At 65.0% G+C, this 26,620-nt stretch carries 22 protein-coding genes and 3 pseudogenes; 8 read left to right on the top strand and 17 right to left on the bottom strand.

Annotated elements, in window-relative coordinates; translation table 11 throughout:
* From ACQVLG_RS15545 to ACQVLG_RS15595, 11 genes and pseudogenes are all read right to left on the bottom strand, one after another.
* Positions 1–1,029, bottom strand: coding sequence for a diguanylate cyclase (locus tag ACQVLG_RS15545; protein WP_474290054.1), 1,029 nt, complete (start codon positions 1,027–1,029; stop codon positions 1–3).
* A gap of 10 nt (positions 1,030–1,039) precedes the next feature.
* Complete coding sequence (gene cheB, locus ACQVLG_RS15550) at positions 1,040–2,092, bottom strand: chemotaxis-specific protein-glutamate methyltransferase CheB (RefSeq protein ID WP_474290055.1); 1,053 nt, start codon at positions 2,090–2,092, stop codon at positions 1,040–1,042.
* 10 nt (positions 2,093–2,102) lie between these two features.
* Positions 2,103–4,414, bottom strand: a pseudogene (locus tag ACQVLG_RS15555) (hybrid sensor histidine kinase/response regulator).
* A complete protein-coding gene (locus ACQVLG_RS15560) occupies positions 4,411–4,737 on the bottom strand; it encodes a chemotaxis protein CheW (RefSeq protein WP_474295660.1) in 327 nt (108 codons plus the stop codon). The pseudogene ACQVLG_RS15555 and the gene ACQVLG_RS15560 overlap by 4 nt, the downstream one beginning before the upstream one ends.
* The gene (locus tag ACQVLG_RS15565; RefSeq protein WP_474290056.1) at positions 4,620–5,096 is read right to left on the bottom strand and encodes a hypothetical protein; all 477 of its coding nucleotides are present in this window, start codon (positions 5,094–5,096) and stop codon (positions 4,620–4,622) included. The genes ACQVLG_RS15560 and ACQVLG_RS15565 overlap by 118 nt, the downstream gene beginning before the upstream one ends.
* Before the next feature lie 9 nt (positions 5,097–5,105).
* Positions 5,106–6,356, bottom strand: coding sequence for a CheR family methyltransferase (locus ACQVLG_RS15570; RefSeq protein WP_474290057.1), 1,251 nt, complete (start codon positions 6,354–6,356; stop codon positions 5,106–5,108).
* Positions 6,353–6,811, bottom strand: coding sequence for a chemotaxis protein CheW (locus ACQVLG_RS15575; RefSeq protein WP_474290058.1), 459 nt, complete (start codon positions 6,809–6,811; stop codon positions 6,353–6,355). Before ACQVLG_RS15575 ends, ACQVLG_RS15570 begins: the two co-directional genes overlap by 4 nt.
* Positions 6,812–6,815: 4 nt before the next feature.
* Positions 6,816–8,627 carry a methyl-accepting chemotaxis protein gene (locus ACQVLG_RS15580; protein ID WP_230542310.1) on the bottom strand — a complete coding sequence of 604 codons (1,812 nt, stop codon included), beginning with the start codon at positions 8,625–8,627 and terminating at the stop codon, positions 6,816–6,818.
* Between the two features lie 172 nt (positions 8,628–8,799).
* Entirely contained in the window at positions 8,800–10,035 is a 1,236-nt protein-coding gene (locus ACQVLG_RS15585) for an argininosuccinate synthase (RefSeq protein WP_034759383.1), read from the bottom strand.
* 69 nt (positions 10,036–10,104) lie between these two features.
* Positions 10,105–11,025, bottom strand: coding sequence for an ornithine carbamoyltransferase (gene argF / locus ACQVLG_RS15590; RefSeq protein ID WP_077401165.1), 921 nt, complete (start codon positions 11,023–11,025; stop codon positions 10,105–10,107).
* Positions 11,026–11,311: 286 nt separating this feature from the next.
* Positions 11,312–14,167 carry an ATP-binding protein gene (locus ACQVLG_RS15595; protein WP_474290059.1) on the bottom strand — a complete coding sequence of 952 codons (2,856 nt, stop codon included), beginning with the start codon at positions 14,165–14,167 and terminating at the stop codon, positions 11,312–11,314.
* A 181-nt stretch (positions 14,168–14,348) separates the two neighbouring features.
* On the opposite strand from ACQVLG_RS15595, the gene ACQVLG_RS15600 reads away from it, so the two are divergent.
* Positions 14,349–14,777 carry a hypothetical protein gene (locus ACQVLG_RS15600; RefSeq protein WP_474290060.1) on the top strand — a complete coding sequence of 143 codons (429 nt, stop codon included), beginning with the start codon at positions 14,349–14,351 and terminating at the stop codon, positions 14,775–14,777.
* A 289-nt stretch (positions 14,778–15,066) separates the two neighbouring features.
* Here ACQVLG_RS15600 and rsgA read toward each other — a convergent pair whose 3' ends face one another.
* From rsgA to ACQVLG_RS15615, 3 genes are read right to left on the bottom strand one after another with little or no spacing between them, the layout of a single operon-like run.
* A complete protein-coding gene (gene rsgA / locus ACQVLG_RS15605) occupies positions 15,067–15,972 on the bottom strand; it encodes a ribosome small subunit-dependent GTPase A (protein WP_099665016.1) in 906 nt (301 codons plus the stop codon).
* Positions 15,969–16,334 (bottom strand): 4a-hydroxytetrahydrobiopterin dehydratase, encoded by a 366-nt coding sequence (locus ACQVLG_RS15610; protein ID WP_474290061.1) that lies wholly within the window; start codon positions 16,332–16,334, stop codon positions 15,969–15,971. The genes rsgA and ACQVLG_RS15610 overlap by 4 nt, the downstream gene beginning before the upstream one ends.
* The gene (locus tag ACQVLG_RS15615; RefSeq protein ID WP_230542306.1) at positions 16,331–17,611 is read right to left on the bottom strand and encodes a M48 family metallopeptidase; all 1,281 of its coding nucleotides are present in this window, start codon (positions 17,609–17,611) and stop codon (positions 16,331–16,333) included. Before ACQVLG_RS15615 ends, ACQVLG_RS15610 begins: the two co-directional genes overlap by 4 nt.
* 56 nt (positions 17,612–17,667) lie before the next feature.
* On the opposite strand from ACQVLG_RS15615, the gene orn reads away from it, so the two are divergent.
* On the top strand, positions 17,668–18,264 hold the full coding sequence (gene orn / locus ACQVLG_RS15620; RefSeq protein WP_170846480.1) for an oligoribonuclease: 597 nt from the start codon (positions 17,668–17,670) through the stop codon (positions 18,262–18,264).
* On the opposite strand, the gene ACQVLG_RS15625 is transcribed toward orn, so the two are convergent.
* The gene (locus ACQVLG_RS15625; protein ID WP_474290062.1) at positions 18,237–18,608 is read right to left on the bottom strand and encodes a hypothetical protein; all 372 of its coding nucleotides are present in this window, start codon (positions 18,606–18,608) and stop codon (positions 18,237–18,239) included. The two genes, orn and ACQVLG_RS15625, sit on opposite strands and share 28 nt — an antisense overlap.
* Complete coding sequence (gcvA, locus tag ACQVLG_RS15630; protein ID WP_474290063.1) at positions 18,605–19,549, bottom strand: transcriptional regulator GcvA; 945 nt, start codon at positions 19,547–19,549, stop codon at positions 18,605–18,607. The genes ACQVLG_RS15625 and gcvA overlap by 4 nt, the downstream gene beginning before the upstream one ends.
* Before the next feature lie 238 nt (positions 19,550–19,787).
* Here gcvA and ACQVLG_RS15635 point away from each other — a divergent pair.
* The 6 genes and pseudogenes from ACQVLG_RS15635 to ACQVLG_RS15660 all read left to right on the top strand — a co-directional run.
* A pseudogene (locus ACQVLG_RS15635) lies at positions 19,788–20,138 on the top strand (EamA family transporter); the annotation flags it as partial.
* A 196-nt stretch (positions 20,139–20,334) separates the two neighbouring features.
* Complete coding sequence (locus ACQVLG_RS15640) at positions 20,335–20,688, top strand: EamA family transporter (protein ID WP_474295662.1); 354 nt, start codon at positions 20,335–20,337, stop codon at positions 20,686–20,688.
* 226 nt (positions 20,689–20,914) lie between these two features.
* Positions 20,915–22,000, top strand: a complete 1,086-nt coding sequence (locus tag ACQVLG_RS15645; RefSeq protein WP_474295664.1) for a hemin-degrading factor — start codon at positions 20,915–20,917, stop codon at positions 21,998–22,000.
* Positions 21,988–22,914, top strand: coding sequence for a heme/hemin ABC transporter substrate-binding protein (locus ACQVLG_RS15650; RefSeq protein WP_474290064.1), 927 nt, complete (start codon positions 21,988–21,990; stop codon positions 22,912–22,914). The genes ACQVLG_RS15645 and ACQVLG_RS15650 overlap by 13 nt, the downstream gene beginning before the upstream one ends.
* A complete protein-coding gene (locus tag ACQVLG_RS15655) occupies positions 22,911–23,963 on the top strand; it encodes a FecCD family ABC transporter permease (protein WP_474290065.1) in 1,053 nt (350 codons plus the stop codon). The genes ACQVLG_RS15650 and ACQVLG_RS15655 overlap by 4 nt, the downstream gene beginning before the upstream one ends.
* Positions 23,964–23,973: 10 nt before the next feature.
* Positions 23,974–24,762 (top strand): ATP-binding cassette domain-containing protein, encoded by a 789-nt coding sequence (locus ACQVLG_RS15660; protein ID WP_474290066.1) that lies wholly within the window; start codon positions 23,974–23,976, stop codon positions 24,760–24,762.
* A gap of 24 nt (positions 24,763–24,786) precedes the next feature.
* Here ACQVLG_RS15660 and ACQVLG_RS15665 read toward each other — a convergent pair.
* Positions 24,787–26,292, bottom strand: a pseudogene (locus ACQVLG_RS15665) (efflux transporter outer membrane subunit); the annotation flags it as partial.
* Between the last annotated feature and the right edge of the window lie 328 nt (positions 26,293–26,620).

Raw genomic sequence — 26,620 nt, forward strand, 5'->3', positions numbered from 1 at the left:
TCAGTCTTCGACGTCATCGGCGCTCAGCACGCTGTTGCGTCCGCCGCGCTTGGCCGCGTACAGGGCCTGGTCGGCGCGGTTGATCAGTTGCTCGACCGTCGAGTCGGGCGATGGCACGACGGTGGCCACGCCGATCGAGATGGTGACGATGCCCGTGCTGGCCGCCGGGTTCTCGATCTGCAAGCCTTCCAGATGGCGCCGGCATGCTTCGGCGATCAGCAGCGCGCCGGCCGCTTCCGTTTCCGGCAGGATCAGGGCGAATTCTTCGCCACCGTAGCGGGCGGCGGCCAGGTCGGCCGGGCGTTTCAAATGTTCCGTCAGCACGGCGGCGACCTTTTTGAGGCACAAGTCGCCAGCCAGGTGGCCAAAGTGATCGTTATAGCTTTTGAAATGGTCGATGTCGCAGAATAGCAGGCTCAGCGGTGTTTTGTCGCGCTGGCCCCGCTGCCATTCGAATTGCAGGGTTTCATCGAAGCGGCGGCGGTTGGCGATGCCCGTCAAGCCATCGAGGGCGGCCAGTTTCTGTAATTCAATATTCGCGTCCGCCAGGTTTTTTTGGCTTTCTCGCAGGAAACGAAAGGCCTGGTCGCGCTGCAAGCGGCTGATGTGGGCTGCCGAGTGATAGCGTATGCGCGCCAGCAACTCCAGGCGGTCCGGCAGTTTCACTACGTAATCGTTGGCGCCGACGGCAAAGCTGTGCGCCTTCAGTTTCGGGTCGTCCTTGGCCGACATCACGATCACCGGCACGTGCGCCAGCGCCTCGTTTTCGCGGTACAGCTGGATCAGGGCGAAGCCGTCGATACCCGGCATCACCAGGTCTTGCAGGATGACGGTCGGCTGCAAGCGCAGCGCCGTATCGAGCGCTTGCGTGGCGTCGGTCACATAATGAAATTCGATATCCTGCTGGTCGCTGAGCATGCGCCGGACTGCCTCGGCAATGATCAACTGGTCGTCCACCAGCAGGACGCTGACCTTGAATTCGGTCAATGCGGGTTCGTGCTGGATGAAGCTCGAGGAGAATTCTGGCATTGCATTCTTTTCAGATGTTAGGGGAGGGCTCCCACCCATTGTTGAGTTTGGCGCCCAGGCGGCTGCGCAGGCTGGCGCCTATTCTATCCAGGGGCAGGATGTACTGCGCCGCATCAAGTTCGGCTGCCGCGCGCGGCATGCCGTACACGGCACTGCTGGCCTGGTCTTGCGCAATCGTCGTCTTGCCGGCGCGGCGCATGGCCAGCAAGCCATCGCCGCCGTCGCGTCCCATGCCTGTGAGCAATACGCCGATGGCGTCGCCGCGCCAGTGCTGCGCCACGCAGTTGAAGAATACATCGACGGACGGGCGGTAAACATACTCGCGCGGTGCTGCATCGTAACCCAAACGATAATTTTGATCTAGCAGCAGGTGGTCGTTGGTCTTGGCGATCAGTACCGTGCCCGATACCAGTTCGTCGCCTTCGGCGATCACGCGCACGGGCATGCTGAGCTGGTCATCGAGCCACTTGGCGAAGTGCGAGGCGAAGGTTTCATCGATATGCTGCACCACGACGATGGCGCAGCCGGGCGGCGCCGTCCAGCCGGACAGCACCTTGGCCACGGCCGATGGCCCGCCCGTCGAGGCGCCGATGGCCACCAGGGTCGATACCTGGCCATCGCCCCGTTCGCCGCCATTGGCCACGGCCTGGCGCGGCGGTGGCGTCTCTGCACTATGGCGTATCAGCTTGCCGATGGTCTTGATCTTGGCCAATAGTTCGCTGTCGCCGCCCACTTGTCCCTGCAGCACGGGCGTGGCGGTGACGTCGAGCGCGCCCGCGCCCAGCGCGCGGAAAACCTGGTTGACATTGTCTTGCGGGCGGCCCGTGACCACCAGGATGGCGCACGGGCTTTGCTCCATGATCAGGCGCGTCGCTTCCACGCCATCCATTTCCGGCATGTTCAGGTCCATCAGGATCAGGTCGGGGCGGTTGCCCTCGCACATGCGCACGGCTTCGAGTCCGGTGCGGGCAATCCACAGCACCTGGTGTTCCTGCGTGCTGGCCACCACCCGGCGCAGGGCCTCGGCGGCCATGGCGACATCGTTGGCAATGGCAATTTTCATGAAGTACAACTCATAAGCGGGCATCTCCTATCAGGTCGGCTACTGCGTCGAGCAAGGTCTCGTCGTGGAAGCTGCCCTTGGTCAGATAATAATCGGCGCCGGCGGACAGGCCGCGCGCGCGGTCTTCCGGGCGGTCCTTGTACGAGACGATCATCACCGGCAGCTTGTGCAGGTGCAGGTCCTTCTTGATCAACGAGACCAGTTCGATGCCATCCATGCGCGGCATGTCCACGTCGGTGATCACCAGGTCGTATTCGCCGCTGCGCACCACGTTCCAGCCGTCGATGCCGTCGATGGCCACGTCGACCTCGAAGCCGCGCGCCAGCAGCAGCTTGCGCTCCATTTCGCGCACCGTCAGCGAGTCGTCGACGACGAGGATGCGCTTGGCGCGGCGCTGCTGCGCGTGGCCGGCCTGCGCCAGCTGGTGCAGGCCGCCCTCGTGCAGCAGCTTGTCGATCGACAGCAGCAGATCGGGCACGTCGAGTATCAGTACCGGCTCGCCGTCGTCGAGCAGGGCGGCGGCGGAAATGTCGCGCATCTTGCCGAAGATCGGATCGATGGCCTGCACCGCCAGGCTTTGCTCGCCGCGGATGGCGTCCACCACCAGCGCATAGCTTTGCTTGCCGCGCCCGATCACCACCACGGGCAAGTCTTCGGCCTGGCTGGCCGCTTCGCCCAGCTCCAGCACCTGCGCGGCAGACACGAGCCCCAGATGCTCGCCCTTGAGCTCGAAGAACTGCTTGTTTTCCAGCGTATGGATGGCCGCTTGCGGCACGCGCACCACGCTTTCCACCTTGACGATGGGGATGGCGTAGGCTTCGCCGTGGACGTCGATCACCAGCGCGCGCACGATCGATTGCGTCAGCGGCAGGGTAATCAGGGCGCGGAAGCCCCGTCCCGGCTCCGATTCCAGGCGCACCGTGCCGTTTTGCTGGCGTATCGTCTCGTGCACGATATCGAGGCCCACGCCGCGTCCGGACAGCTGGTTGGCCGTCGCTTTCAGGCTGAAGGCGGGCAGGAACAGGAATTCCAGCAGCTCGCCCGGCGACAGCGCGGCGGCCATGGCGGGGCTGGCCATCTTGCGCTCGATGACGGACTGGCGGATTTTTTCCAGGTCGACGCCGCGCCCGTCGTCGCTGATCTCGATGCTCAGCATGCCGGCGCGGTGGCGCGCTTCCATGCGTATCGTGCCCAGCGCCTCCTTGCCCGCGTCGATGCGCTCGTACGGGCCTTCCATGCCATGGTCGATGGCATTCCTCAGCATGTGGTTCAGCGGGCTTTCGATCTTTGCCAGGATGTCGCGGTCGACCAGGGTGTCTTCGCCCTCGATTTCCAGCTGCACTTCCTTGCCCAGGCTGCGCGCCAGGTCGCGCACCATGCGGGGAAACGCGTGGATGCCGTCGCGGAAAGGGCGCATGCGCAGGGCCAGCACTTCGTCGACCATGCCTTGCGAGACGGCCAGCAGGCGCCGTTCATAGGTTTCGATGTCGGCGATGTGCTCGAGCATGAACTGCTTCAGCGGCTGCGTCTTTTGCAGTGCCAGCAGCGACTTTTCCATCAGGCCCGCATCGCCCGAACGGGAAATGGCTTCATGCAGGTGCTCGATGGCGGAAAACAGGCTGCTCTGGTTGCGCTTGAAACGCTGCAGCGCGCCGATGAACGGGTGCATCTGGTGCGCATTGATGGCGATTCGCTGGCCAGCGACAGCAGTTTGTCGAAGTTTTGCGCCGGCGCCTTGGCCGGTGCGGCACCCGTGCGGGGCGCAGGCGCGGCGGCCGGTTCCACTTCCTCGCCGGCCAGGCCGCTGGCCACGGGAACTTGCTGTTCGGCAACTTCCACCTGCAGTGGCGCAGCCGCAGCCGCCGGCACCGGTGGCGGGGCCGCAGGCAGGGCCGGCAGCTCCGGCAGGTCGGCGATGCCGGCGATGGCGTTCAGGGTCTGGTCGATCTGCGCCGCATTCGCGGCCAGCCACGCTTCGGCGCCCGCGTCGTCCAGGCGCGACAGCTGCACGATCAGGTCGACGCCCGACAGCAGCACGTCGACCCGTTCCGGCGTGAGTTTTAATCGGCCATGCTGGGCGGCAACAAAGCTATCTTCCATGCCGTGCGCCAGTTGCACCACCACTTGCAGGCCGACGATGGCGGCGGCGCCCTTGATCGAGTGCGCCGCGCGCATCATCGATTCGACGGCGGCCGCGTCGCCCGCATGGCGCTCCATGGCCAGCAAGCCATCGGTCAGAATCTGGGTCTGGCTGTCCGCCTCCATGCGGAACAGATCCAGCATGGAAAAGGCACTCAGGTCGCCGTGCTGGTCCTGGCTCATCGTAATAGTCTCGCAAGTTGAAAGCCGATCAGCGCCGTGTCGAGGCAGCCGATGCGCATGTCGCCCTCGGTGATGACACCGGACAGATAGCGCGACAGGCCCTTGTTGATGGTCGCCGCCGGCGCCTGCACCTTGGCAGAGGCGTAGCGCACGATGCCGTGCAGGTCAGCCACGGGCAGCGCATAGGCCTGCTCTTCCCAGCGCATCAGCAGCAGGCGCGCAAAGGTGTGGCGGCCGCGGGCCGCTGGCGCGCCCTGTTCGTCGATGCCCAGCAGGTGCGCCAGCGACATGCATGGATACAGCTTGCCGCCGATATTGACGATGCCCGCCAGGCCGCGCCCGCTGCGGTGCGGCAGCACTGCGGCCGGGCTTGCGGCGCCACGGAATCGAACACCTGCGTGGGCAGCGCCAGCCATTCGCGGCCGATGCGAAACACCAGCGCCGAGCTGTCGCGCACTTCGCCGCCCGCGTCGAGCTGGCGGAAGTGGCTGGCCCAGTCGCGCTGGTAGTGTGCATCCACGGGGCGCTGCAGGTTGCGCTGGGCGGCGCCCGCATACACCTCGCAGTTGCGGCAATGGACGTTGGCGGGCAGTTTGGGACAGCTCTGGTCGCCGACCACGCCGATATGGTTCCAGCAGTCGTCGATGGTTTCCAGAGTCTCGCTGGCGATGATGGTTGTCATGCGTGCCCCTTAGTTGGACGCCTGGCGGCGCTGGTAGATGCGCGCCGCGCGCGCCTTCAGGGTGGCGGCGGCCGTGTGGTTGCCATTGCGTTCGGCCAGCAGGGACAAATGGCACAGCGCCTCGTAATGGTCGGGCTGCAGGTAGATGCAGCGGCGCCAGTAATCGTCGGCCAGGTCCATCTTGCCGGCCAGCTCATTGATGATGCCCAACATGAAATACGCTTCCGCCGCCTCGGGCACTTTCGCCAGGTGGGCGTGGCATTTTTCGCCCGCTTCGCGCAGCTGGCCACGGTCGGCCAGCAGGCGCGCCTCGGCCAGCAAATCGGCTGGCGCGGCCGGCGCCGCCGGCACGGACACGGGGCGCGTGCGCGGCGCCGGTGGGACGGGCGCGGCGGAAGAGGAGGCTGCTACGGCAGCGCGCCTGGGCGCGGGCGGCACGCTGCGCAGGGGACGCGCGGCCGGCAGCGGTGCCAGCTGCACGGGACTGGCCGGCGCCGCCGTGTCCTTCTTCAGGGCGAAGGCCTGGCGGAACTGCAGCGTCGCAAAGCCGTTCTGGCAGAACGAGGGCACTTCCGCATAGCCGGCCAGCAGCATGCCGTCATCGGCCAGCAGGGCCGACAGATTGGCGATGGCGGCGCGCGTGGTCGGTTTGTCGAAGTAAATCAAGAGGTTGCGGCAGAAGATGACGTCGTAATGGCGGCTGTAGGTGGCCGTATCGAACTGCAGCAGGTTGCCCTGCCTGAAGGTGACTTGCTCGCGCAGGGCGTCGATGATGCGGTAGGCGTCGTCGGCCACGTGCGTGAAATAGCGTTCGCGGAAGGCCACGTCCTGCGCCCGGAAGGCGTTGCGGCCATACACGCCGGCCTGCGCCCGCTCGATGCAGCCGGGGCTCAGGTCATAGGCGTCGATGCTGAACGCCTGTTTCGGCACGCCGCCGTCGCGCAGCGCCATGGCCATCGAATACGGTTCCTCGCCGCCCGCGCACGGGATCGACAGGATGCGCGTGGCGCGCCCGCGCGCCCAGCGTTCCTGCACCAGTTCGACGGTGGCGTAGAACGCCTGCGGGTCGCGGAACAGCCACGATTCGGGCACCACCACCAGTTCGATCAATTGGGTCATTTCGGCCGGCGTGAGCGCCTGCAGATAGGCTGCGCTATCCGTAAAGCCCGTCTGCTCCATGCGCTGGTTGACGGCCCGCTCGGCCACGGTTCTGGAGACGGACAGGCCGGTCGCGCGGCGCAGCAGGGCTTGCGCCGTCATGCCGCGCTCGCGTCTTGAAACAGCAGCGCGCGCACGTCGGGCGGCAGCAGGTGTTCGAGTTCGACCAGTTGCACGATGCCGTCGGCATCGCTGGCCACCTGGCCCAGGAAGGGCGCCGTCGCCACGCCGCTATCCTCGAGCTGTTCCGCATCGAGGTCGGCGATGCCGCGCACCTGCGAAGCGAGCAAGCCCAGCGCGTGTGCGGTTGCGCCGCCAGGCGCGCGGTAGTCGACGATGACGATGCGCGTGTCGAACTGCGCGGCGGCGGCCGGCAGCCCCGCCAGGCGCGACAGGTCGATCACGGGCACGGGCGTGCCGTGCAAGTCCATCAGGCCGGCCACGTAATCGGGCGTGAGCGGCAACTGCTTCAGCTCCAGCAGCGGCAAGACGCGCACGATGCCGGCCAGGGGCAGGCCGTAGCGGTCGCGTCCGATGTGAAAGAGCAGTACTTTCATGGGGTCAGATGGTGACGGCGAAGGTCGACACGCTCGACTGCAGGTCGCCGGCCGCATATTGCAGCTGGTGCACCGCCTCGCTGGTGGCTTTCAAGGATTCCACCGTTTGCTGGGTGGCATCGTTGAGCTGCATCATGGTGTCGGAAATCTGCGACGCGCCGATCGCCTGCGACTGCATGCCTTGCAGCACGGCATCGAATTGCGGCGTGAGTTTTTGCACCTGGTCCATCACGGACGACAGTTGCTCGGCCACTTGCCGCACTTCGCCCACGCTGCGGCGAATTTCCTCCGAGAACTTATCCATGCCCATCACGCTGGCCGACACGGCAGATTGCATTTCCTTCAACATTTGCTCGATATCCCAGGTGGACACCGAGGTCTGGTCGGCCAGGCGGCGGATTTCCGTCGCCACGACGGAGAAGCCGCGGCCCGCCTCGCCCGCCTTTTCCGCCTCGATGGCGGCGTTCAGCGACAGGATGTTGGTCTGGTCGGCCACTTTCGTGATGGTGATCAGGACGCTGTTGATATTGCTGGCCTTTTCCGACAGGGCGGCCAGCTTGGCGTTGATGGAATCGGTGGCCGAAACCATGTGCTGCATGGTCGAATCCATGCGTTTGAGGTTGTTTTGCGCTTCGGCCGTCGCATTCGTCGTGTAGTCGGCCACGGCGGTGGCGTCTTCCATGGTTTTGAGCAACTGGCTCGTGTTGGCCGAAATTTCCTTGGTGGTGCTGAGAATTTCCACGCTGGTTTGCGCTTGCTCAATGCCCGTGGCTTCCTGCTGGCGAGCCGAGGCGGCGATTTCCGTGGCCGAGGTCGTCACCTGGATGCCGGCCTTTTGCACATTGTTGAGCAGGCTGCGCAGGTTCTCGAACATCTTTGCCAGGCCGTTGCCCAGCTGGCCGATGGCGTCGCTGCCCGTGATGCCGACCTTGCCCGTCAGGTCGCCCGAGGCCGCCTTCGACACCACTTCCAGCAGGGAATCGACCTTGGCCCGCAAGCTGTTCGTCGCGGCCAGTTCATTGGCCTGGTTGTCCTGGATGGTTTGCGCCATGCGGTTGAACTCTTCCGTTACCTTGCCCAGCTCGTCGCGCGAGAGGATGGCGGCGCGCGCGCCTTGCTCGCCGCCGGCGATGCGGCCGACGGCGTCCGTCAGGCTGTTCAGCGGGCCGAGGATGGAACGGCCCAGCAGGTAGGAAATGCCCAGCGCCAGCACCACGCACAGCAAGCCGCCCAGGGCCAGGGTCAGCAGCATGGTTTCCTGCAATTTTGCCGTGGTGGCCGTGCGTTCGGCCAGCAGGCGCGATTCTTCCGCCGCCACTTCATCGAGCAGCTTGTTCGCTTGCGCGACAGCCGGATAGCCGGTCGGCGGCATGGTGCGCGCCACCGATTCCGTCGCGCCCGGCGCATTGCCCAGCGCGCGGCGCTTCTCGATCAGGGGATGGATCCACTCCTTGACCCAGGTGCTGGTCAGCTGGTCGATCTTGCGGAAGCGTTCCGACTGCACCTTGTTGTCGACCGTCATGGCGATGGCTTTTTGCGTGTGCTGGCTCAGCACCCCCGTTTCATCGGTTTCCGGCGTCAGCGAGGCTTCGTTGCCGGTCAGAATGAAACCGCGCGCCTCCACCTGGATTTGCAGGATGGAATTGTGGATCTTGTCGATCTCGACCAGCACTTCCATCGTATGGCGGTCCCATGCATTGGCTTCCGACAGCCGCGAAAAACTGTTGTAGGCCACGCCCAGCAGGATCAGGATGATGGCCACGATGGAGCCGAAGCCCAGGTACAGTTTATTCTTGATACTCAGGTCTTTGAACATGGGAGGGCTCCGAAGGCGGGAAGGTCAGCACAATTGCACTGTAGCATTTTGCCATGCGGACAGCAAAATGGGGTGCGTGCAGGGCCGTAAATCGCGGACGAGTGCGTTTCAAACGTAAAAAAGCCGCCCGTGGGCGGCTTGAGCTGGCGCGGGAGGCGGTGCCTCCCGGCAATTACTTCTGGCCGCGCTTTTCGCGGGCGATGGCGGCGATGCGCATGCGCAAGGCGTTCAGCTTGATGAAGCCGCCGGCATCGGCCTGGTTGTAGGCGCCGCCGTCTTCGTCGAAGGTGGCGATGTTCATGTCGAACAGCGAATCGGTCTTCGAATCGCGCGAGACGACGATGACATTGCCTTTGTACAACTTGATGCGTACCCAGCCGTTCACGGTTTCCTGCGTGTGGTCGATCAGGGTTTGCAGGGCCACGCGCTCGGGCGCCCACCAGTAGCCGTTGTAGATCATCGACGCGTAGCGCGGCATCAGGTCATCTTTCAGGTGGGCCACTTCGCGGTCCAGGGTGATCGATTCGATGGCGCGGTGGGCCTTGAGCATGATGGTGCCGCCCGGGGTTTCATAGCAGCCGCGCGATTTCATGCCGACGTAGCGGTTTTCCACCAGATCCAGGCGTCCCACGCCATGCTTGCCGCCGACTTTGTTCAGTTCGGCCAGCACGGTGGCGGGCGACATGCGCACGCCGTTGATGGCGACGATGTCGCCTTTTTCGTATTCGATGTCCAGGTATTCCGCTTCGTCCGGCGCCTTTTCAGGGCTGACGGTCCAGCGCCACATGGTTTCTTCCGCTTCGGCGCTCGGGTTTTCCAGGTGGCGGCCTTCAAAGCTGATGTGCAGCAAGTTGGCATCCATCGAGTACGGCGCGCCGCCGTTCTTGTGCTTCATGTCGATTTCGATGCCGGCGTCTTCCGCGTACTTCAGCAGTTTTTCGCGCGACAGCAGATCCCATTCGCGCCATGGGGCGATGATTTTCACGCCTGGCTTCAAGGCGTAGGCGCCCAGTTCGAAACGCACCTGGTCGTTGCCCTTGCCGGTCGCGCCGTGCGAGATGGCGTCGGCGCCCGTGGCGTTGGCGATTTCGATCAGGCGCTTGGCGATCAGCGGACGGGCGATCGAGGTGCCCAGCAGGTATTCGCCTTCGTAGACGGTGTTGGCGCGGAACATCGGGAAGACGAAATCGCGCACGAATTCCTCGCGCACGTCTTCGATATGGATGTTTTCCGGCTTGATGCCGAATTTGATGGCCTTGGCGCGCGCCGGTTCCAGTTCTTCGCCCTGGCCCAGGTCGGCCGTGAAGGTGACGATTTCGCACTGGTAGTTATCTTGCAGCCATTTCAGGATGACGGAGGTGTCGAGTCCGCCGGAATAGGCCAGGACTACTTTTTTAATGTCGCTCATATTGCTTCCAGTTGTCGTTGTCGATGTATGTGTTGCGATGCTGCCAGAATGGTTGCAGTGCCTGGCGAATTAGTTGATTTTACCCAGTAACAGGTATTCGATCAGGGCTTTTTGCACGTGCAGGCGGTTTTCCGCCTCGTCCCACACGACCGATTGCGGGCCGTCGATCACTTCGGCGGCCACTTCCTCGCCGCGGTGGGCGGGCAGGCAGTGCATGAACAGGGCGTCGGGCGCGGCGCGGGCCATCTTCGCGCCATCGACGATCCAGCCGTCGAAGGCGGCGATGCGGGCCGCGTTTTCCGCTTCGTAGCCCATGCTGGTCCACACGTCCGTGTTGACCAGGTGCGCGCCCTCGCAGGCGTCCGATGGGTTGGCGAAGAAGGTGTAGCGCTCGGTCTTGACTTGCGCCAGGTCAATGTCATAACCCTTCGGCGTCGACACGTTGACGTGGAAGCCGAACACTTCGGCCGCTTGCAGCCACGAGTACAGCATGTTGTTGGCGTCGCCGATCCAGGCGACGACCTTGCCGGCGATCGAGCCGCGGTGTTCGATGTAGGTGAAGATGTCGGCAAAGACCTGGCACGGGTGGTGTTCATTCGTCAGGCCATTGATCACGGGCACGCGCGAATTGGCGGCGAAACGCTCGATGATTTCCTGGCCGAAAGTGCGCACCATGATGATGTCGCACATGCGCGACATGACCTGGCCCGCGTCTTCCACCGGCTCGCCGCGGCCCAGCTGGGAATCGCGCGTGTTCAGGTAGATGGCGGCGCCGCCCAGCTGGTGCATGCCGGCTTCGAACGACAGGCGCGTGCGGGTGGAGTTCTTTTCAAAGACCATCACCAGGGTGCGGTCGATCAGTGGATGGTAGATTTCGTAATTCTTGAACTTGCGCTTGATCAGATGGGCGCGTTCGATCACATATTCATACTCTTCCAACGTGAAATCGGAGAACTGGAGGTAGTGCTTGATCGGTTTTTTTGTCGACATAATGACCACTTGAAGATGCGCAGGCCGCCGGCGGCGTGCCTTTCCCGCCGGGTTGCATCAGCGTACAACATCTCGACTGATGACTGCCTCGCCCGGCGCGCTGCTGTGTTGATCGGTGCCCGCGCCGGTTTGTCGCGCGGGTCGATGCGGTTTGCCAAGTTGTAAATCATGCAATGGCAGGGACTTCAGCCATTCAATTATAAGGGTTTTGCTTTTAGATTGGAAAGACTGGCCGGACGGGTACTTGTGTAGACAAGTGGCCGCGTCCAGCCAGGGTCTTGCCGGCTCAATAGATGTTGGCCGGGGTGGCCGCATCGATCCGCGGCGCCACCAGGGGCAGATCGAGCGTGAAGCGCGTGCCGGCGGGGCTGCTGGCCACCTGGATAGTGCCGCCCAGCAAGGCCGTGACGATGTTGTAGCTGATCGACAGACCCAGGCCGCTGCCGCCCTGGCCCAGCTTGGTAGTAAAGAAGGGGTCGAAGATGCGCGACAGATGCTGTTCGGCGATGCCGCCGCCATTGTCGGCGAAGACGATCTGCACGCGGGCGGCCTCCACCGTGGCGGACAGGCGCATGCAGCCCGTGCCGGCGGCGCCATCGTTGGGCGCGGGGGCGAAGGCGTGCAGCAGGGCATTGTTGATCAGATTGGTGATCACCTGGCCGAACGGGCCCGGATAGCTGTCCATGGCGATGCCGAACTCGATCTGCGTCTCGATGCGGTGGCCCGAGCTGCGGATGCGGTTCATGACGGTGGCGATGATTTCATTGCTGACTTGTTGCAGATCAAACTGGCGCCGCTGCTCGGTGGTGCGGTCGACGGCCACCTGCTTGAAGCTGTTGACCAGGTCGGCCGCGCTGTGCAGGCCGCGCATCACCAGCGCCGACGCCTTGCCCGCATCCTCGATGTAGGCGGCCAGGTCGGAGCGGCGCAGGCCGGGGCCGTTCATCAGGCGCTCCACGTCTTCCGTCTTTTGCTGCATGGTGCTGGCGATCAACAGGCTGTTGCCGATCGGGGTATTCAGTTCATGCGCCACGCCGGCCATCAGGGAACCGAGGGCAGCCAGTTTTTCCTGCGATACCAGTTGTGCCTGGGCATCTTGCAACTGCCGGTAGGCGCTGGCATTGTCGAGCGCGATGGCGCCGTACGCGCACAGGGTACGGAAGATCAGCCGCTCGCGTTCGCCGTAGGCATGGGCATGGCAAGCCTGCACCGTCATCACGCCCAGCACGCGTTCGCCCACCGTCAAGGGCACGTACAGCACGCTCTGGTTATGCAGGGTGCCTGGCACCGTGTAGGCATGGCGCTTGGGCGGTACCTGGGCGATATACACTTCGCTCCGGCCCAGCAGGCAGCGCACGGAATAGGCGCGTGGGTTGCTCAGCGGAATGGCGTTGTCGGGCAGGGGCCGGCCCGCTTCCATGCCGTGCGCGCGGCGCAGCGCCGTGCCGGCGGGATCGAGCATGTAGACGGCGAAGGTGTTTACTGGCAGCAAGGCATGCACGTGGCGGTCGAGCACCTGGAACACGGCGCTGGCGTCGAGGTGGGTGGTGATTTCCTGGCCGATGGCCGACAGCCGTTCCAGCGTGTCGCTGGTCTGTTGCAGCACTTCGGCGCGGCGCGCCTCGGAAGCGGCCAGTTCGCGGTGGTGATAGCCTTCCGAGCGCGCATGTTCCGTCTGGTGGTAGACCTGCATGGCGGTGGCGCGGTTGCTGGCCTGCTGGGTGTGGCTTTTTTCGCGCGCCACGCCCGCATCGAGGGCGATATCGTAGGCGCGCGCATAGTCGCCCGCATGCGCGTATTCGCGCGCCAGCGCATCGAGCAGTTCGCCGGGCGGCACATAGCCGTCGATGGAGGCGGCTACCTGCAGCGCCTGGTGCAGGAAATGCAGGGCCGGATTGCGTTCCAGCATGCCTGCCGGCGGCGGCAGGTCGTGGCGCGCATGCAGCATGGACAGCACGCGCAGCGCCGCCACCTGGTGCATGGCGTCGCCTTGCGCCGTGGCAAGCTGGCAAGCCCGTTCGGCCGCCTGCAGCGCCTCGTCCGGACGGTCCAGGTAGGACAGCGCGTGGGCGCTGCCGCGCTGGGCCATGCTGCGGAAATCGGCCTGGCCCAGCGCTTCGGCGCGCTGCGCCAGCCGGCTGAAGGCGTCGAGCGCCGTGTCGTAATCGCCCTTGTCCAGGCTCAGTTCGCCCAGGTGGAACAGGGCGTTGGCATAGGTGCGCGCACCCGCCACGGGGGCCAGGATCAGCAGCGCCTCGCGCAGCAAGTCTTCGGCGGCGGTCAGGCGCCCCAGCTTGCGCATGGTCTCGGCCGTATGCGTCTGGCAGGCGCCGATGCTGCGCGGCCAGCCGGTCGGGCGCGCCAGATCCAGCGCGCACTGCATCCATTCGAGAGCCGATTCGTTGTCGTTAAGGCTGGAGAAACAGTCGCCGATATTGATGGCGGCCGTGATGGCGCCGCGCAGCTGGCCGCTTTCCAGCGCCGCCTCATAGCTTTGCATGTAGTGGCCGGCGGCCGTGCCCAGGTCGCGCGAGGTGTGCGCCAGCAAGCCGCGGAAGTCGTGCACCCAGGCAGCCAGCGGCGCGGGCAGCTTGCCGCTGGCGCCGTCAAGCTGGAAGTGGCCGCCCCAGCGCGCTTGCGCGGCCGGCGCATCGCGCAAGACGGCCCAGCGCGCCGTGGCCGCATCGGCCAGGCTGGCGCGCATCGCATCGCCGGCGCTGCGCGCTTGCCCGGCAGCGGCCAGCAGCTCTGCATCGCAGCGGGCATGGTCGCCCCGGTCGACGGCAATCGAGGACAGCAGCCAGTGGGCGTCGGCGCAACCGGCGCCATCGCCTTGCGCGCACAGGACGGCATGCGCCGCCATGGCCAGGTTTTCGGCCGCATCGAGCGCACCTTGCAGCCATGCAACTTCCGCTTGCACCAGCTGCAGGCGCGCCTGCGCGATGGCCAGGGCGTGCGCAGGCAGTTGGGCCTGGGGCAGCAAGGCCGCCGCTTCGGCTGCATGGTGCAGCGCTTGCGGGCAGTTGCGCTGGCGCAAGTGCCATGCCAGCAGCATCAGCAAGGGCAGGCGCTCCAGGCCGCGCAATGGCCGCAGTGTGTCTTCCCACTGTGTAATGTCATGTTCGAGTGCGAACATTTCCATCCGAAATCTCCCGCAAGGCGATGGTGTTGGCCTGCGGCCAGTGACACCTTATTGGATCGCATTGTAAGCTGCATTCGGATACAGTTGTTTGGCCGACTCGACAGTATTTTTTTTTGCGCGCGCCCTTTCAGGCTGCGCAAAGCCGGCGGGGCAATGGCTTGCCGGCCGGTCGCCGTGACGCTTGCGCCGTGCTGCTTGTTTAGCGGCCGGCGAAGTGCACGGTGCTGGCCGTTTCGCCAGCCTTGGCCATGGCGCCCGGAATCTGGTTCAGTCCGGTAATGGCGATGACGTCGCCATCGGCGCGAAATTCCATGCGCGTGCCGCTGGCCGTTTCAAAGACGCCCGGCGCGCGGCCGAACAGTTCTATTTCGGGCTGCCCCTTGATGTGCGTGAAATAGCGGTTGACTTGCTGGCGCAGCAGCAGGGTGTCGCCCGTGTCGAGCTGGTAGCTATTGCCGTACTGGCTGAATTCCTGCGGGGCAAGTTTATAGACCTTGCCGGAAATTTGAACCTTGTCCTGTTCGCCGATTTCCAGCGCGCTGGCGCTGAGGCAAGACAGGCCGAGGACGAGGGCGGCGCTACCGAGGGCGAGGGTACGCGAGAACGATGATTTTCATGATTTCACCTTGTTATCGAGATGCTGGTTGGAGTTAGACCGATGTTGTCTCCAGCAGGTTCGCTGGCGGGGACAGTGCCAAGGTAGCAAGTGGGCTGGCGCCATGCCAGCGTGAAGCGACGAAACGCAGGAATCCGGCGCTGAAATGCGAAATAGGCCGATGGGCAGTTTTGGAATGAATGGGGGAAAGCGGGCTGTACGGCAGAATTTAATTCTGCTAAATTCGATGTGGTAATGTTTTTGTCGGCCTGGCGCCCGCCCTGATGGCGGGCGCCACGCGCGTTCAATACAGCGTTTGCGCCGATTCGTGCAGCAATTGGCCGTACAGGGTATGGCGCATCTTGGCGATCTTGCCTTCAGACAAGGCTTGCAGGATCGCGCATTGCGGCTCGATCAGGTGGCGGCAGTTATAGAACTTGCAACCGCCCAGATAGGGCTGGAATTCGCGGAAGGCCCGCTCCAGCATGCCTTCGCTCAAATGGTACAGGCCGAACTCCTGGAAGCCGGGCGAATCGATGATGGAACTGTTGGCGCCCAGTTCGTCGAGCTTGTACAGGCGCGTAAAGGTCGTCGTGTGCTTGCCCGTGTCGAGCGCGGCCGAGATTTCGCGCACGGCGATATCGGCGTCCGGCACCAGCAGGTTGATCAAGGATGACTTGCCCATGCCCGACTGGCCGATCAGGATCGACGACTGGCCCGCCAGCAGCGGCGCCAGGGTGGCCACGGCGTGTTCCGGTTCGGCACGCGCCGACACTTCATCGACGGGATAGCCCATCGAGGAATACGGCAGCAGGCGTTCGCGGGCGCGCTCCAGCGAAGCCGTCACGTCCGTTTTATTCAGAATGATGCGCGCCTCGATGCCGGCCGCATCGGCCGCCACCAGCGAGCGCGAGATCAGGTCGTCCGCAAAGCCCGGTTCCGTCGCCACGACGATGAACAGCTGCGTCAGGTTGGCCGCCAGCAATTTCGATTTGTACTGGTCCGAGCGGTACAGCAGGGTCTTGCGTTCCTCGATGCGGTCGATGACGGCCTGGTCGTTCGAAGTGCGCGTCAGGTGCACGATGTCGCCCACGGCCACATTGGTTTTCTTACCACGCGTCACGCATTGCAGCTTGGCGCCGTCCACGTCGGCCAGGTAGTGGCGGCCGTGGGCGGCGATGATGATACCCGTCAACTTGCCTTCGCTCATGGGGCCACCTGGCTGCTCTGGTAGATGAGGTCGGCCTTGGCGGCGCAGATGAAGTCGTTTTCGGACAGGCCGCCGGCGCCCTGGTTGACCGAGTGCGTGTCGTAGCGCACGGCGCAGGTTTTGTAAGTAATGATGAGCTCCGGATGGTGGTCTTGCGTATGGGTCATATAGGCCAGGGCGTTCACGAACGCCAGGGTCTGGTAGTAATTCTTGAAGCCGTAGTCGCGGCACAGCTTGCCATTTTGCAGCGTCCACTGGGGCAGCAGGGCGAGCAGGGTGGCGACGCCGGTGTCGCCCAGCGCGTGCTGGCGCGGCGCGCAGGACAGTTGGGCCAGCTCTTGCAGTGTGGATGGCGTATTCATGTCGTAGCCCCTTTCAGGTGGCGGATGCGCACGCTGGCCGGCGGATGCGAGTCGTAGAAGGCCGAGTGCAGCGGGTCGGGCGTCAGGGTCGACGCATTGTCTTCATACATTTTGACGAGGGCCGAGACCAGGTCGTCCGCCTGCGTGTGCGTGGCGGCAAAGGCGTCGGCCTCGAATTCGTGCTTGCGCGAGCTGAGCGAGGTCAACGGTCCCAGCAGGAAAGTGAAGACGGGCAAGGCCAGCATGAACAGCAGCAGGGCCAGCGCGTCCGTCGGCTGGCCGGTGAGTGCCAGCGTCACGGGATCCACGCCCAGGCCCGCGTAAAACCAGGGCTGCGTCTTCAGGAAGCCCAGCAGCGCCAGAAAGCCCAGCGAAATGATAAACATCATGGCGATGCGCTTGACGATGTGCTTGAGCTTGAAATGGCCCAGCTCATGCGCGAGCACGGCCTCGATTTCCTGCGGCGCCAGGCGCGACAGCAGGGTGTCGAAGAAGACGATGCGCTTGTTGGCGCCAAAACCCGAGAAATACGCATTGCCGTGGGCGCTGCGCTTCGAGCCATCCATGACGAACAAGCCTTTCGAGGCGAAACCGACGCGCTGCATCAAGCCTTCGATGCGGCTTTTCAAGGATTCGTCGGCCAGCGGCGTGAATTTGTTGAACAGGGGAGCGATGACTGTGGGAAACAGCACCATCATCAGCAGCTGGAAGCCGCTCCAGACGAACCACGCGTACAGCCACCACAGGCCGCCACTTTTCGCCATCAGGGTCAGCACGACCCAGATCAGCGGCAAGCCGATGGCCGCGCCCAGGCCCACGCCCTTGAGCATGTCCATGAAGAACAGCTTGCGCGCCATGGTGTTGAAGCCGAAACGTTGTTCCAGCACAAACTGGCGGTAATAGTCGAAAGGCAGGTCGATCAGGCCGGAAATGACGGCAAAGGCGGCGATCAGGCCGATCTGGTACAGCATGGGAGAATCCGCTCCCATCCATTCATTCAGGTGCAGCGCCAGCCATTGCAGGCCGCCCAGCAGGGTAAAACCGATCAGCACGGCATAGTTGACCAGCAGGGTCAGCAGGCCGAACTTGGTCTTCGCCACCGTATAGTCGGCCGCCTTCTGGTGCGCGGCCAGCGGAATCTTTTCCGCGAATTCTGGCGGGACAGCCGCGCGGTGCGCCAGCACGTGGCGAATCTGCCGCGAAGCGAGCCAGAAGCGCACGGCCAGGGTCAAAACGAGGACGGATACAAACAAAATCGAAAACGCGAGTGAATACATTCTGTGCCTGTGAGAAAATGGCTGATTATTTAGTTTGATTAGGCCAAGAGAGAATTATGTCACAAGCGACCGACTTAACCGCATCCACCCCCGCACCTGCCGTCCCGGCACGTCCCAACGAGATGAACCTGGTCTGGGTCGACATGGAAATGACGGGCCTGGAGCCCGATACCGACCGCATCATCGAGGTGGCGGTGGTGGTGACGGACATGCACTTGAACCTGCTGGCCGAAGGCCCCGTGTTCGTGATTCACCAGTCGGATGAAACCCTGAACAAGATGGACGCCTGGAACAAGGGCACGCACGGCCGTTCGGGCCTGATCGACAAGGTGAAGGCGTCGACCGTGACGGAAGCGCAGGCGGAAGCGGAACTGATCGCGTTCCTGAAGAAATACGTGCCGGCAGGCAAGTCGCCCATGTGCGGCAACACCATCGGCCAGGACCGCCGCTTCATGGTGCGCGGCATGCCGAAGCTGGAAGCATTCTTCCACTACCGCAATGTTGACGTATCGACATTGAAAGAGCTGTGCAAGCGCTGGAAGCCGGAAATCGCCACCGGTTTCAAGAAACACCAGAAGCACACGGCGCTGGCCGATATCCTCGAGTCGATCGAAGAATTGAAGTACTACCGCGAGCATTTCATCAAGTTATAACTTTTCGTATGTTCCAAAAAGGCGAGGGCGGACCAAACACCATCCTCGCCTTGCCACTGCAGCGCAAACGGTCCCGTTTGCCGCAAGCCCGTGATCCACACTGTCTCGCCAGGTTCGCGGAAATATGCCGTGCACTGGCCGAACGGCTGTTCCAGCCGGCACAGCACCAATCCTTCGCCCGCCACGGCACACCATTGCTCATTGATATCGATCAATGCCACGGCCGGGTCGCCATAGAATTCGCCCAGGCTGGCGTGCCGGCCATCTGCCGCTGTCACGCCGGCCTGTTCGTATTCGTGCTGGATACTGAATTGGGCGCTGCGCGCCAGTTCCGTGCTCGTCATGCTGTCTCCACGGTAGGCCAGACGGTTTCCTGGTCGGCGCGCGCCTCTGCGATCAGCCATTCGCAGAATGCGTGCACGAGGGGCCGCGTTTCCGCCTGGGGCGAGCGCAGCAAATAATAGCAGTGGGGGCCGCGCACGGCGTGCCCGAAGACGCGCACCAGGCGGCCCGAGCGCAGGTCGTCGCCGATCAGGGGGCTGGCGGCGATGGCCACGCCCTGGCCGCTGGCGGCCGCGTCCAGGCATAAATAGGTGTGCGAAAAGCGCGCGCCGCTGTTGCCGCTATTGCCGCTGTAATGCACGCCGCAGCTGTGCAGCCAGCGCGTCCAGTCGATTTCGCCGGGCAGGTGCACTTCCGGCTCGTCGTGCAGCAGCGGATAGCGCAGCAGGTCGGCCGGCTGGCGCAGGCTGGCCGCGTTGGCGCGGAAACCGGGGCTGCAGACGGCGGAAAACCATTCTTCCATCAATAAATCCACCTTCAGGCCCGGATAGCGGCCCGGTCCCAGGCGGATGGCCACGTCCACGCCATCGCGCGCCAGGTCGACCGGGTGCATGGACGCCAGCACGCGCAGTTCGATCTGCGGGTAGCGGTCGCGCAGCCGGCCCAGACGCGGCATCAGCCAGCGCGAGACGAGTGAGCTGGTGGCCGTCACAGTGACGACCTTGTCGTCGCCCTGGCGCCGCGCCTGTTCGGAAACGTCGGCCAGCTGGTTGAGGATCGGCCCCAGCGAGGCCGCATAGCGCTGGCCGGCGCTGGTGAGCACCACGCCGCGCGGCAGGCGCTGGAACAGCACGATGCCGAGCCACGCTTCCAGCTGTTTTACGTGATGGCCGATGGCGCCGGCCGAGACGTGCAATTCTTCGCCCGCGCGCTGGAAGCCTTCATGGCGGGCGGCCGCCTCGAAGGCGTGCAGGGCGGCGAGCGGTGGCAAGGGACGTGACATGACAGTCTTCAAGAGAATTGAGCCTCAGTAAAATTCGGCCTATCCGTGAAGAATATTGGTTTGTTTCATTTTGCGCAAGCGAATATGATGCCGTCACTGCGTGAAGTGACCCGCAATAGGATTCACGCATGCACATCTCCCGGCCTGGCTGGGCATTTATATTTACAACGTTACAACGCCTGGAAAACCGTCGCGCTACGCAGCAGGTTTGCCCAGGCGTACTCAAAGAGGTTTAGTCATGTCTGATCGCCGCGCTGTTGCGCTGGTGTTGCTGTCGGCCGCCGGTTTCGGCAGTTCCGCCGTGTTTGCCAAGGCGGCCTATGCGTCCGGGGTCAACCCGTCGACCATGCTGGCCTTGCGTTTCGTCATTGCTGCCATGCTGTTGCTGCCGCTCGTGTGGCTCGGTGGCTGGCGCTTGCCGCGCGGCCGCCTGCTGGCCGGCTACATGCTGATGGGCTTGATGTACACGGCCCAGTCGCAAGGCTATTTCAATGCCCTCATGTATGCCAGCAGCGGCCTGTGCGGCATGTTGCTGTACGTGTATCCCGTGCTGGTGACGATCCTGGCGCTGGCGCTGGGCTGGGAAAAGCTGGACCGGCGCATGCTGGTGCTGATGGCGCTGGCCATTGCCGGCATGGCGATCACCCTGGGCGGCAAGCTGCAGGGCCAGCCCATCGGCATCGCCCTGGCCTTGATGGCGGCCGGCGTGTACGCCGTGTACATCCTGTGTCGGCAACAGCCTGTCGAAAAGCCGCGAGAATATTCACCCATTGGCCGCTTGCGTGGTGATTTTGGGCACGGCCGGGCTGTCGAACAGTGCAATTGCGCTGTGGCAAGGCGTTTCCTTGCCGGGCACGGCGACGGGCTGGCTGGCCGTCAGCGCCATCGCCCTGTTCTCGACGGCCATCGCGATCGCCGCCTTCTTTGCCGGCGTGGCGCAGATCGGCGCGGCCAAGGCTTCGATCATCTCCACCTTTGAACCCGTCATCACGATGGCCTTCGGCGTGACCCTGCTGAAGGAATCCGTCAGCGGCACGCAATTGCTGGGCGGAGCCATGGTGCTGGCCGCCGTGGTCTTGCTGGCGCAGCGCCCCGCGCCCAAGGCGGCGGCCATGCCGGCGGTACAGGCCAGCGCCTGAATTCAACGCTGACATTTTCTCAACACTGATCAGTTGTATCGATCGGTCTCCTTTGGCGCCGCGACGGGTTTTCTGTCGCGGCGCTTTTTTTTTGCCCGCGCTCAGGCACACGTAAATAAGTCTTGATTGCGAATGATTCTCATTTATAATTAACTTCAAGATTCCCCCACCACCAGCCAGCCCATGCCAGCCAGTGTTCGCCTTGAAAGGAGACACCGTGACGAGCATGCCCCCTATTTGCAATACCGAGCTGGTCGCCAGCGAATTTGCCCGCCTGCGCCGCGAAAAGAAGGCCCGCCACCGCGACATCGCCGAGGAACTGGGCATGGCCGAAGGCGAGCTGATCGCCGCGCACGCTGGCCTGTCGCTGGCCAATGGCGCCTTGCTGGGCGCCGCGCGCCTGCAGGCCGACTGGCCCGCCATCATTGCCGCGCTGGAACCGCTGGGCGAAGTCATGGCCCTGACGCGCAACGCTTCGTGCGTGCATGAAAAGACGGGTGTCTACCGAAAAGCCAGCCACAACCACCACGTGGGCCTGGTGCTCGGTGGCGACATCGACCTGCGCGTGTTCTACCGCCAGTGGGCGCATGGCTTTGCCGTGCGCGAGCTGGGTGAAAAGGAAGTGCAGCGCAGCCTGCAGTTTTTCGATGCGGCCGGCCACGCCGTGCACAAGATTTTCCTCAAGCCGCAAAGCGATATTGCCGCCTACGACGCGCTGGTGGCGCGCTTTGCCGATGCCGACCAGACGGCCGGCATCGCCGTGACGGCACCGCTGCCGGCGCCGGCCGAACTGCCCGATGCGCAGATCGACGTGGCCGGTTTTCGCGCTGCCTGGGCCGACTTGCGCGACACGCACGAATTCTTCACTTTGCTGAAAAAATATGCGGTCTCGCGCCTGCAGGGCCTGCGCCTGGCCGAAGCGCGCTTCGTGCAGCAGATCGACAAATCCTGCGTGCTCGACCTGCTCAACGATGCCGCCCTCGAAAGGGTGTCCATCATGGCCTTCGTCGGCAATGCCGGCATGATCCAGATCCATTCGGGGCCCGTGCACAAGATCGCCGTGATGGGGCCATGGATCAATGTCCTCGACCAGCGCTTCAACCTGCATTTGCGCGAAGACCATATCGCCAGCGCCTGGGTGGTGAAAAAGCCCACGGTCGACGGCCTGGTGACGTCGGTGGAACTGTTCGATGCGAAGGGCGACACCATCGTCATGTTCTTCGGCGAACGCAAGCCGGGCGTGCATGAATTGTGCGAATGGCGCCATATCGTCGACAGAGTGGCGCAGGAGGGCGAATTATGCGCCGCATGATCGCCGCCAGCGTGGCGCGCCGCATCGCGCTGAAAAAGATGGGGGCGGGAGCATTGGCCCTGGCCGCACCGATGCAGGTGCTGGCGGCAGTGACCGACGCGGGCAAGCCGCTGGCCAAGGCGCGGCGCATCGTCAGCGTGGGCGGCGCCCTGACGGAAATCGTCTATGCGCTCGAAGCGCAGGGCGAACTGGTGGGCGTCGACACCACTTCGCTGTATCCGGCCGTGGCGCGGCAACTGCCGCAGGTCGGCTATGCGCGCACCCTGTCGGCCGAGGGCGTGCTGTCGCTGGCGCCCACGCAGCTGATCGCCACCGAGGAAGCGGGGCCGCAAGCGGTGCTGCGCCAGGTGCGCGACGCGGGCGTGCCGGTAGCGGTGCTCAGCGCGAACAACCGATTCGAAGGCTTGCTGGAACGGGTAAAGCAGGTGGGCCGCATCACGGGCCGCGCCGAGCCCGCCGCGCGCCTGGCGCACACCTTGCAGCAGCAGTGGAACGGCGCCCTGGCCACGGTGCAGCAGCGCCAGCATGCGCCCGTGCGCGTGCTGTTCATCCTCGCCCATGCGCCGAACCAGGTGATGGTGGGCGGGCGCGAGACGGGCGCCGACGCCATGCTCGCGTATGCGGGCGCCGTCAATGTGATGGGCGGGCAGGGTGGATTTTCCGGCTACAAGCCGCTGACGCCCGAAGCCGTGATCGCCGCGCGGCCCGACATCGTGCTCGTCACCGACCAGGGCTTGCAAGCCTCGGGCGGCGTGGACGGCATCCTGAACCTGCCTGGGCTGGCGCAGACGCCGGCCGGGCGCAAGCACCGCATCGTCTCGCAGGAAGCCATGCTGCTGCTGGGCTTTGGCCCGCGCATGCCGCAGGCGCTGGCGGAACTCGACGCCGCTTTCGCCAAAGCCATGGCCGCATGAACGTGGCCTCCCTGGTCTCCGCCGCGCCCTGGCGCTGGCCTCGCTGGGGCGCCGGCGGGCTGCTGGCCGCCGCCCTGGCTGGCGGCTTGCTTGTCGCCGTGCAGGCCGGCGCCGTGCCTGTCGCCTTGGCCGACTGGCTGGCGCCGTTTCAGTCTGGCGACGCGGCGCTGTCCGGAGGCGCGTATGTGCTGTGGCATATCCGTTTGCCGCGCGCCCTGTTTGCCATCCTGATCGGCGCCGCGCTGGCGCTGGCCGGCGGCTTGACGCAAGGGCTGTTCCGCAATCCGCTGGCCGACCCGGGCCTGCTGGGCGTGAGCAGCGGCGCCGCCTGCGCGGGCGCGGCCACCATCGTCTTCACCGCCAGCCTGCACGTGGTGCCCGAGCTGCGCGTGTGGCTGCTGCCGGCCGCCGCGTTTGCCGGCGCCATGCTCATTTGCGTGCTGCTCGACCGGGTCGCCCGCTGGGCCACGCCCGGTTCCATCGTCGGCCTGCTGCTGACGGGCGTGGCGCTGAACGCCATCGCGGTGGCCGTCATGGGGCTGTGCATCTACCTGGCCAGCGACGATCAATTACGCACCCTGACTTTCTGGACCCTCGGTTCGCTGTCGGCCGGCAGCTGGCGCCAGGTGGCGGCGCTGCTGCTGGTGCTGGCGGGCGCGCTGTGGGCCACGCGTTTCCTGATGCGTTCCCTGAACGCGCTGGCGCTGGGCGAGGCGCAGGCGCTGCACGTGGGTGTCGACGTGAGCCGCTTGCGCACGCAGGTCATCGTGCTGGTGGCCGTGCTGACGGGGTTTGCCGTGGCCTGGTGCGGCGGCATCGGTTTTATTGGCCTGATCGCGCCGCACCTGGTGCGCACCTGGCTGGGCGCCGACCAGCGCAAGGTACTGCCGCTGGCGATGCTGATGGGCGGCTTGCTGCTGCTGTTGGCCGATACCCTGGCGCGCACGGTGGCCATTCCCGCGGAAGTCCCCGTCGGCATTTTTACGGCCTTGCTGGGCGGGCCATTTTTCCTGATGCTGTTGCGGCGCTTCCGCCACGGCACGGCCTGAAAGGATGGGCATGACGCCTTTATTGGAACTCACGTTCGCCACCACGCAACTGGGCCAGCAGTATTTCGGCCCCTTCAATGTGCGGGTGGCACCCGGCGAGCGCGTCGCCATCCTCGGCCCCAGCGGCGCGGGCAAGTCGACCCTGTTGAAACTGATGGCGCGCGAACTGCGGCCGCAGGCGGGCCAGGTGGCGCTCGCGGGACGGCCGCTGGCGCAGTGGCCGCTGGCCGAACTGGCCCTGCGCCGCGCCGTCCTGCCGCAAGGCTCGAACGTGGCCTTCGGACTGCAGTGCGAGCTGGTGATCGGCCTGGGACGGGTGGCGCGCCTGGCCGACCCGCAGCTGGAGCGGATCGTGCAGGAGGCGGCCGCCCTGGCGCACGCCGCGCATTTGCTGGGGCGGCGCCTGGACACCCTGTCCGGCGGCGAGCAGGCCAGGGTGCAGCTGGCGCGCATCTTCGCGCAGATGTGGGATATGCAGGATGGCTTGATACTCGTCGACGAACCGCTGGCGGCGCTCGATCCCGGCCTGCAATTCGACCTGCTGGAAAGCCTGCAGCAGTTTTGCGCCGCGCGCGGCCACGCCGTCGTCGCCATCCTGCACGACATCAACCACGCCTTGCTGGGCTTCGAGCGGCTGCTGCTCGTGCGTTCGGGCCAACTGGTGGCCGACATCGCCAGCGATGCCGGCGCCGTGCCAGCCCTGGCCGCGCTGTACGGCATCGCCCTGACGACGGCGACCAGCAGCGACGGCGACGTGTGCGTCATCCCCGCCAGAAGCGCCATACGCAGGGCCGCCTGACCGGCACATTTATTATTTACTCGCTCACCACACGTCCGCCGCGCGCGGCCGCGCCATCTGGCCGCTGCCCAGCAGCCAGACCATCAGGGCATCGGCCTGTTCGCGCGTGGCCGTCACCTCCTGCACGATGCCGAAGGCTTTCATGGCGCCGGCCGCCAGCGCCTGCAGACGCGCGCGCTGCTGCGCGTCCGCCTCGACCGACACCAGGCCCCGGCAAATGGCGGCCAGCGCCACCTTGTTATGCTTGAGCCACAGGCCGCGCCGCTTGCGGTCGACGTGCGCTTCGTCGCTGCGCTCTGCTTCGAACAGCATGACGAACGGTTCGCCGTGGCGCAGCAGGGCGTCCATGTCGTTTTCCCACAGCGGGGCATAGCCGGTGACGGCCGTTTCAGGGCGAAAGCGCACGACGGGAAAGTCGCTGACGTCGTGGATGGAAAAATGTGCGGGATTCGGTTTCATGGCGTGCTTCCTTGCGAGGTGGTTGAAAATGCTTGCCAGCCGCCGCCCAGCGCCTTGTAGAGACCTGGACAGCGACAGCGAGGCGGTGGCGCGGCTGTCGACCAGCGCCGCTTCGTTGTTCAATAAGGTGTTTTGCACATGCAGCACGTTGAGCAAGTCCGTGCCGCCCTGGCGGTACTGCAGTTCCGCGCTGCCCAGCGCGCGGCGTCCCTGTTTGACGGCTTCATCGAGGCTGGCCTGGCGCCGTTCGTTGGCCTGGTAGCCAGATAAGGCATCTTCCACCTCGTGCCAGGCGGCCAGCACCGTCTGGCGGTAGGCGATGGCCGCTTCCTGCTGCTGTGCCTCGCGCAATTGCAGCTTGCCGCGCAGGCGGCCGCCGTCGAACAGGGGCACGCTGAAGCCGGGGCCGAAGGCAAAGCGTTTGGCGTCCCAGCCGATGTCGGACAGCTGCATCGCCTGCAGGCCGATGCTGCCCGAGAGGGTGATGCGCGGATAAAAATCGCCTTGCGCCACGCCGATGGCGGCCGTGGCCGCGTGCAGCTGCGCTTCGGCGCGGCGGATGTCGGGACGGCGCTCGGCCAGTTCGCCGGGCACGCCCAGCTGCACCTGCATGGCCACGGCGGGAATATCCTTGCCCGCCGCCAGTTCGGCGTGCAGGGCTTGCGGCGGCAGCGCCAGCAAGAGGGCGAGGGCATTGCCCAGGCGCGCTTCGCGCTGCTGCAGCGGCGGCAGGCGCGCTTCGATGGTGGCCACGTGGGCCGCCGCCTCGGCTTCGTCGAGCTGCGTCGCCGCGCCTTCGCGCAGGCGGATGCGGGTCAGGTTCAGGGTATGGCGGGCGATATCGAGCAGTTGCCGCGTGATGGCCAGGGTCTGCTGCGCGCCGCGCAGCTCGATGTAGTCGCGCGCCGTCTCGGCCAGCACGGCCAGCAGCACGCCGCGCTGCGTTTCCAGCGCCACGCCGACATGCGCGTCAGCCGCTTCCACTTCGCGCCGCACGCGGCCCCACAGGTCCAGCTCCCAGGCCGCATCAAGGTTGCCTTGCCACAGGCTGTAGGCGGCTGGCCGTTGTTGCGCGACGGGTCGCTCAAGCCTTGTTCGCTGTTGCGCGCGCGGCTGACGCTGCCATTTGCGCCCAGCGAGGGGCCTTGCGCGGCGCCCGCCACGCCCCGTGCGGCGCGGCTTTGCTCCAGCCGGCTGCCGGCCGCCAGCACGTCAAGGTTGGCGCCGGCGGCGTGCTGCAGCAGGGAAGACAGGGTGGTATCGCCGAAGCTGTCCCACCAGCGCTGTTCGAGGGCGGCGTCCTGCCGGGCGGCGAAACGGGCATCCTGCGCCTGGCGCCATTGCTGTCCCAGCTCGTGGTGCGGGCGCTGGAAGTCGCTGCCCACGCTGGCGCAGCCGG

The sequence above is a fragment of the Janthinobacterium sp. TPC_1 genome (assembly GCF_056037845.1).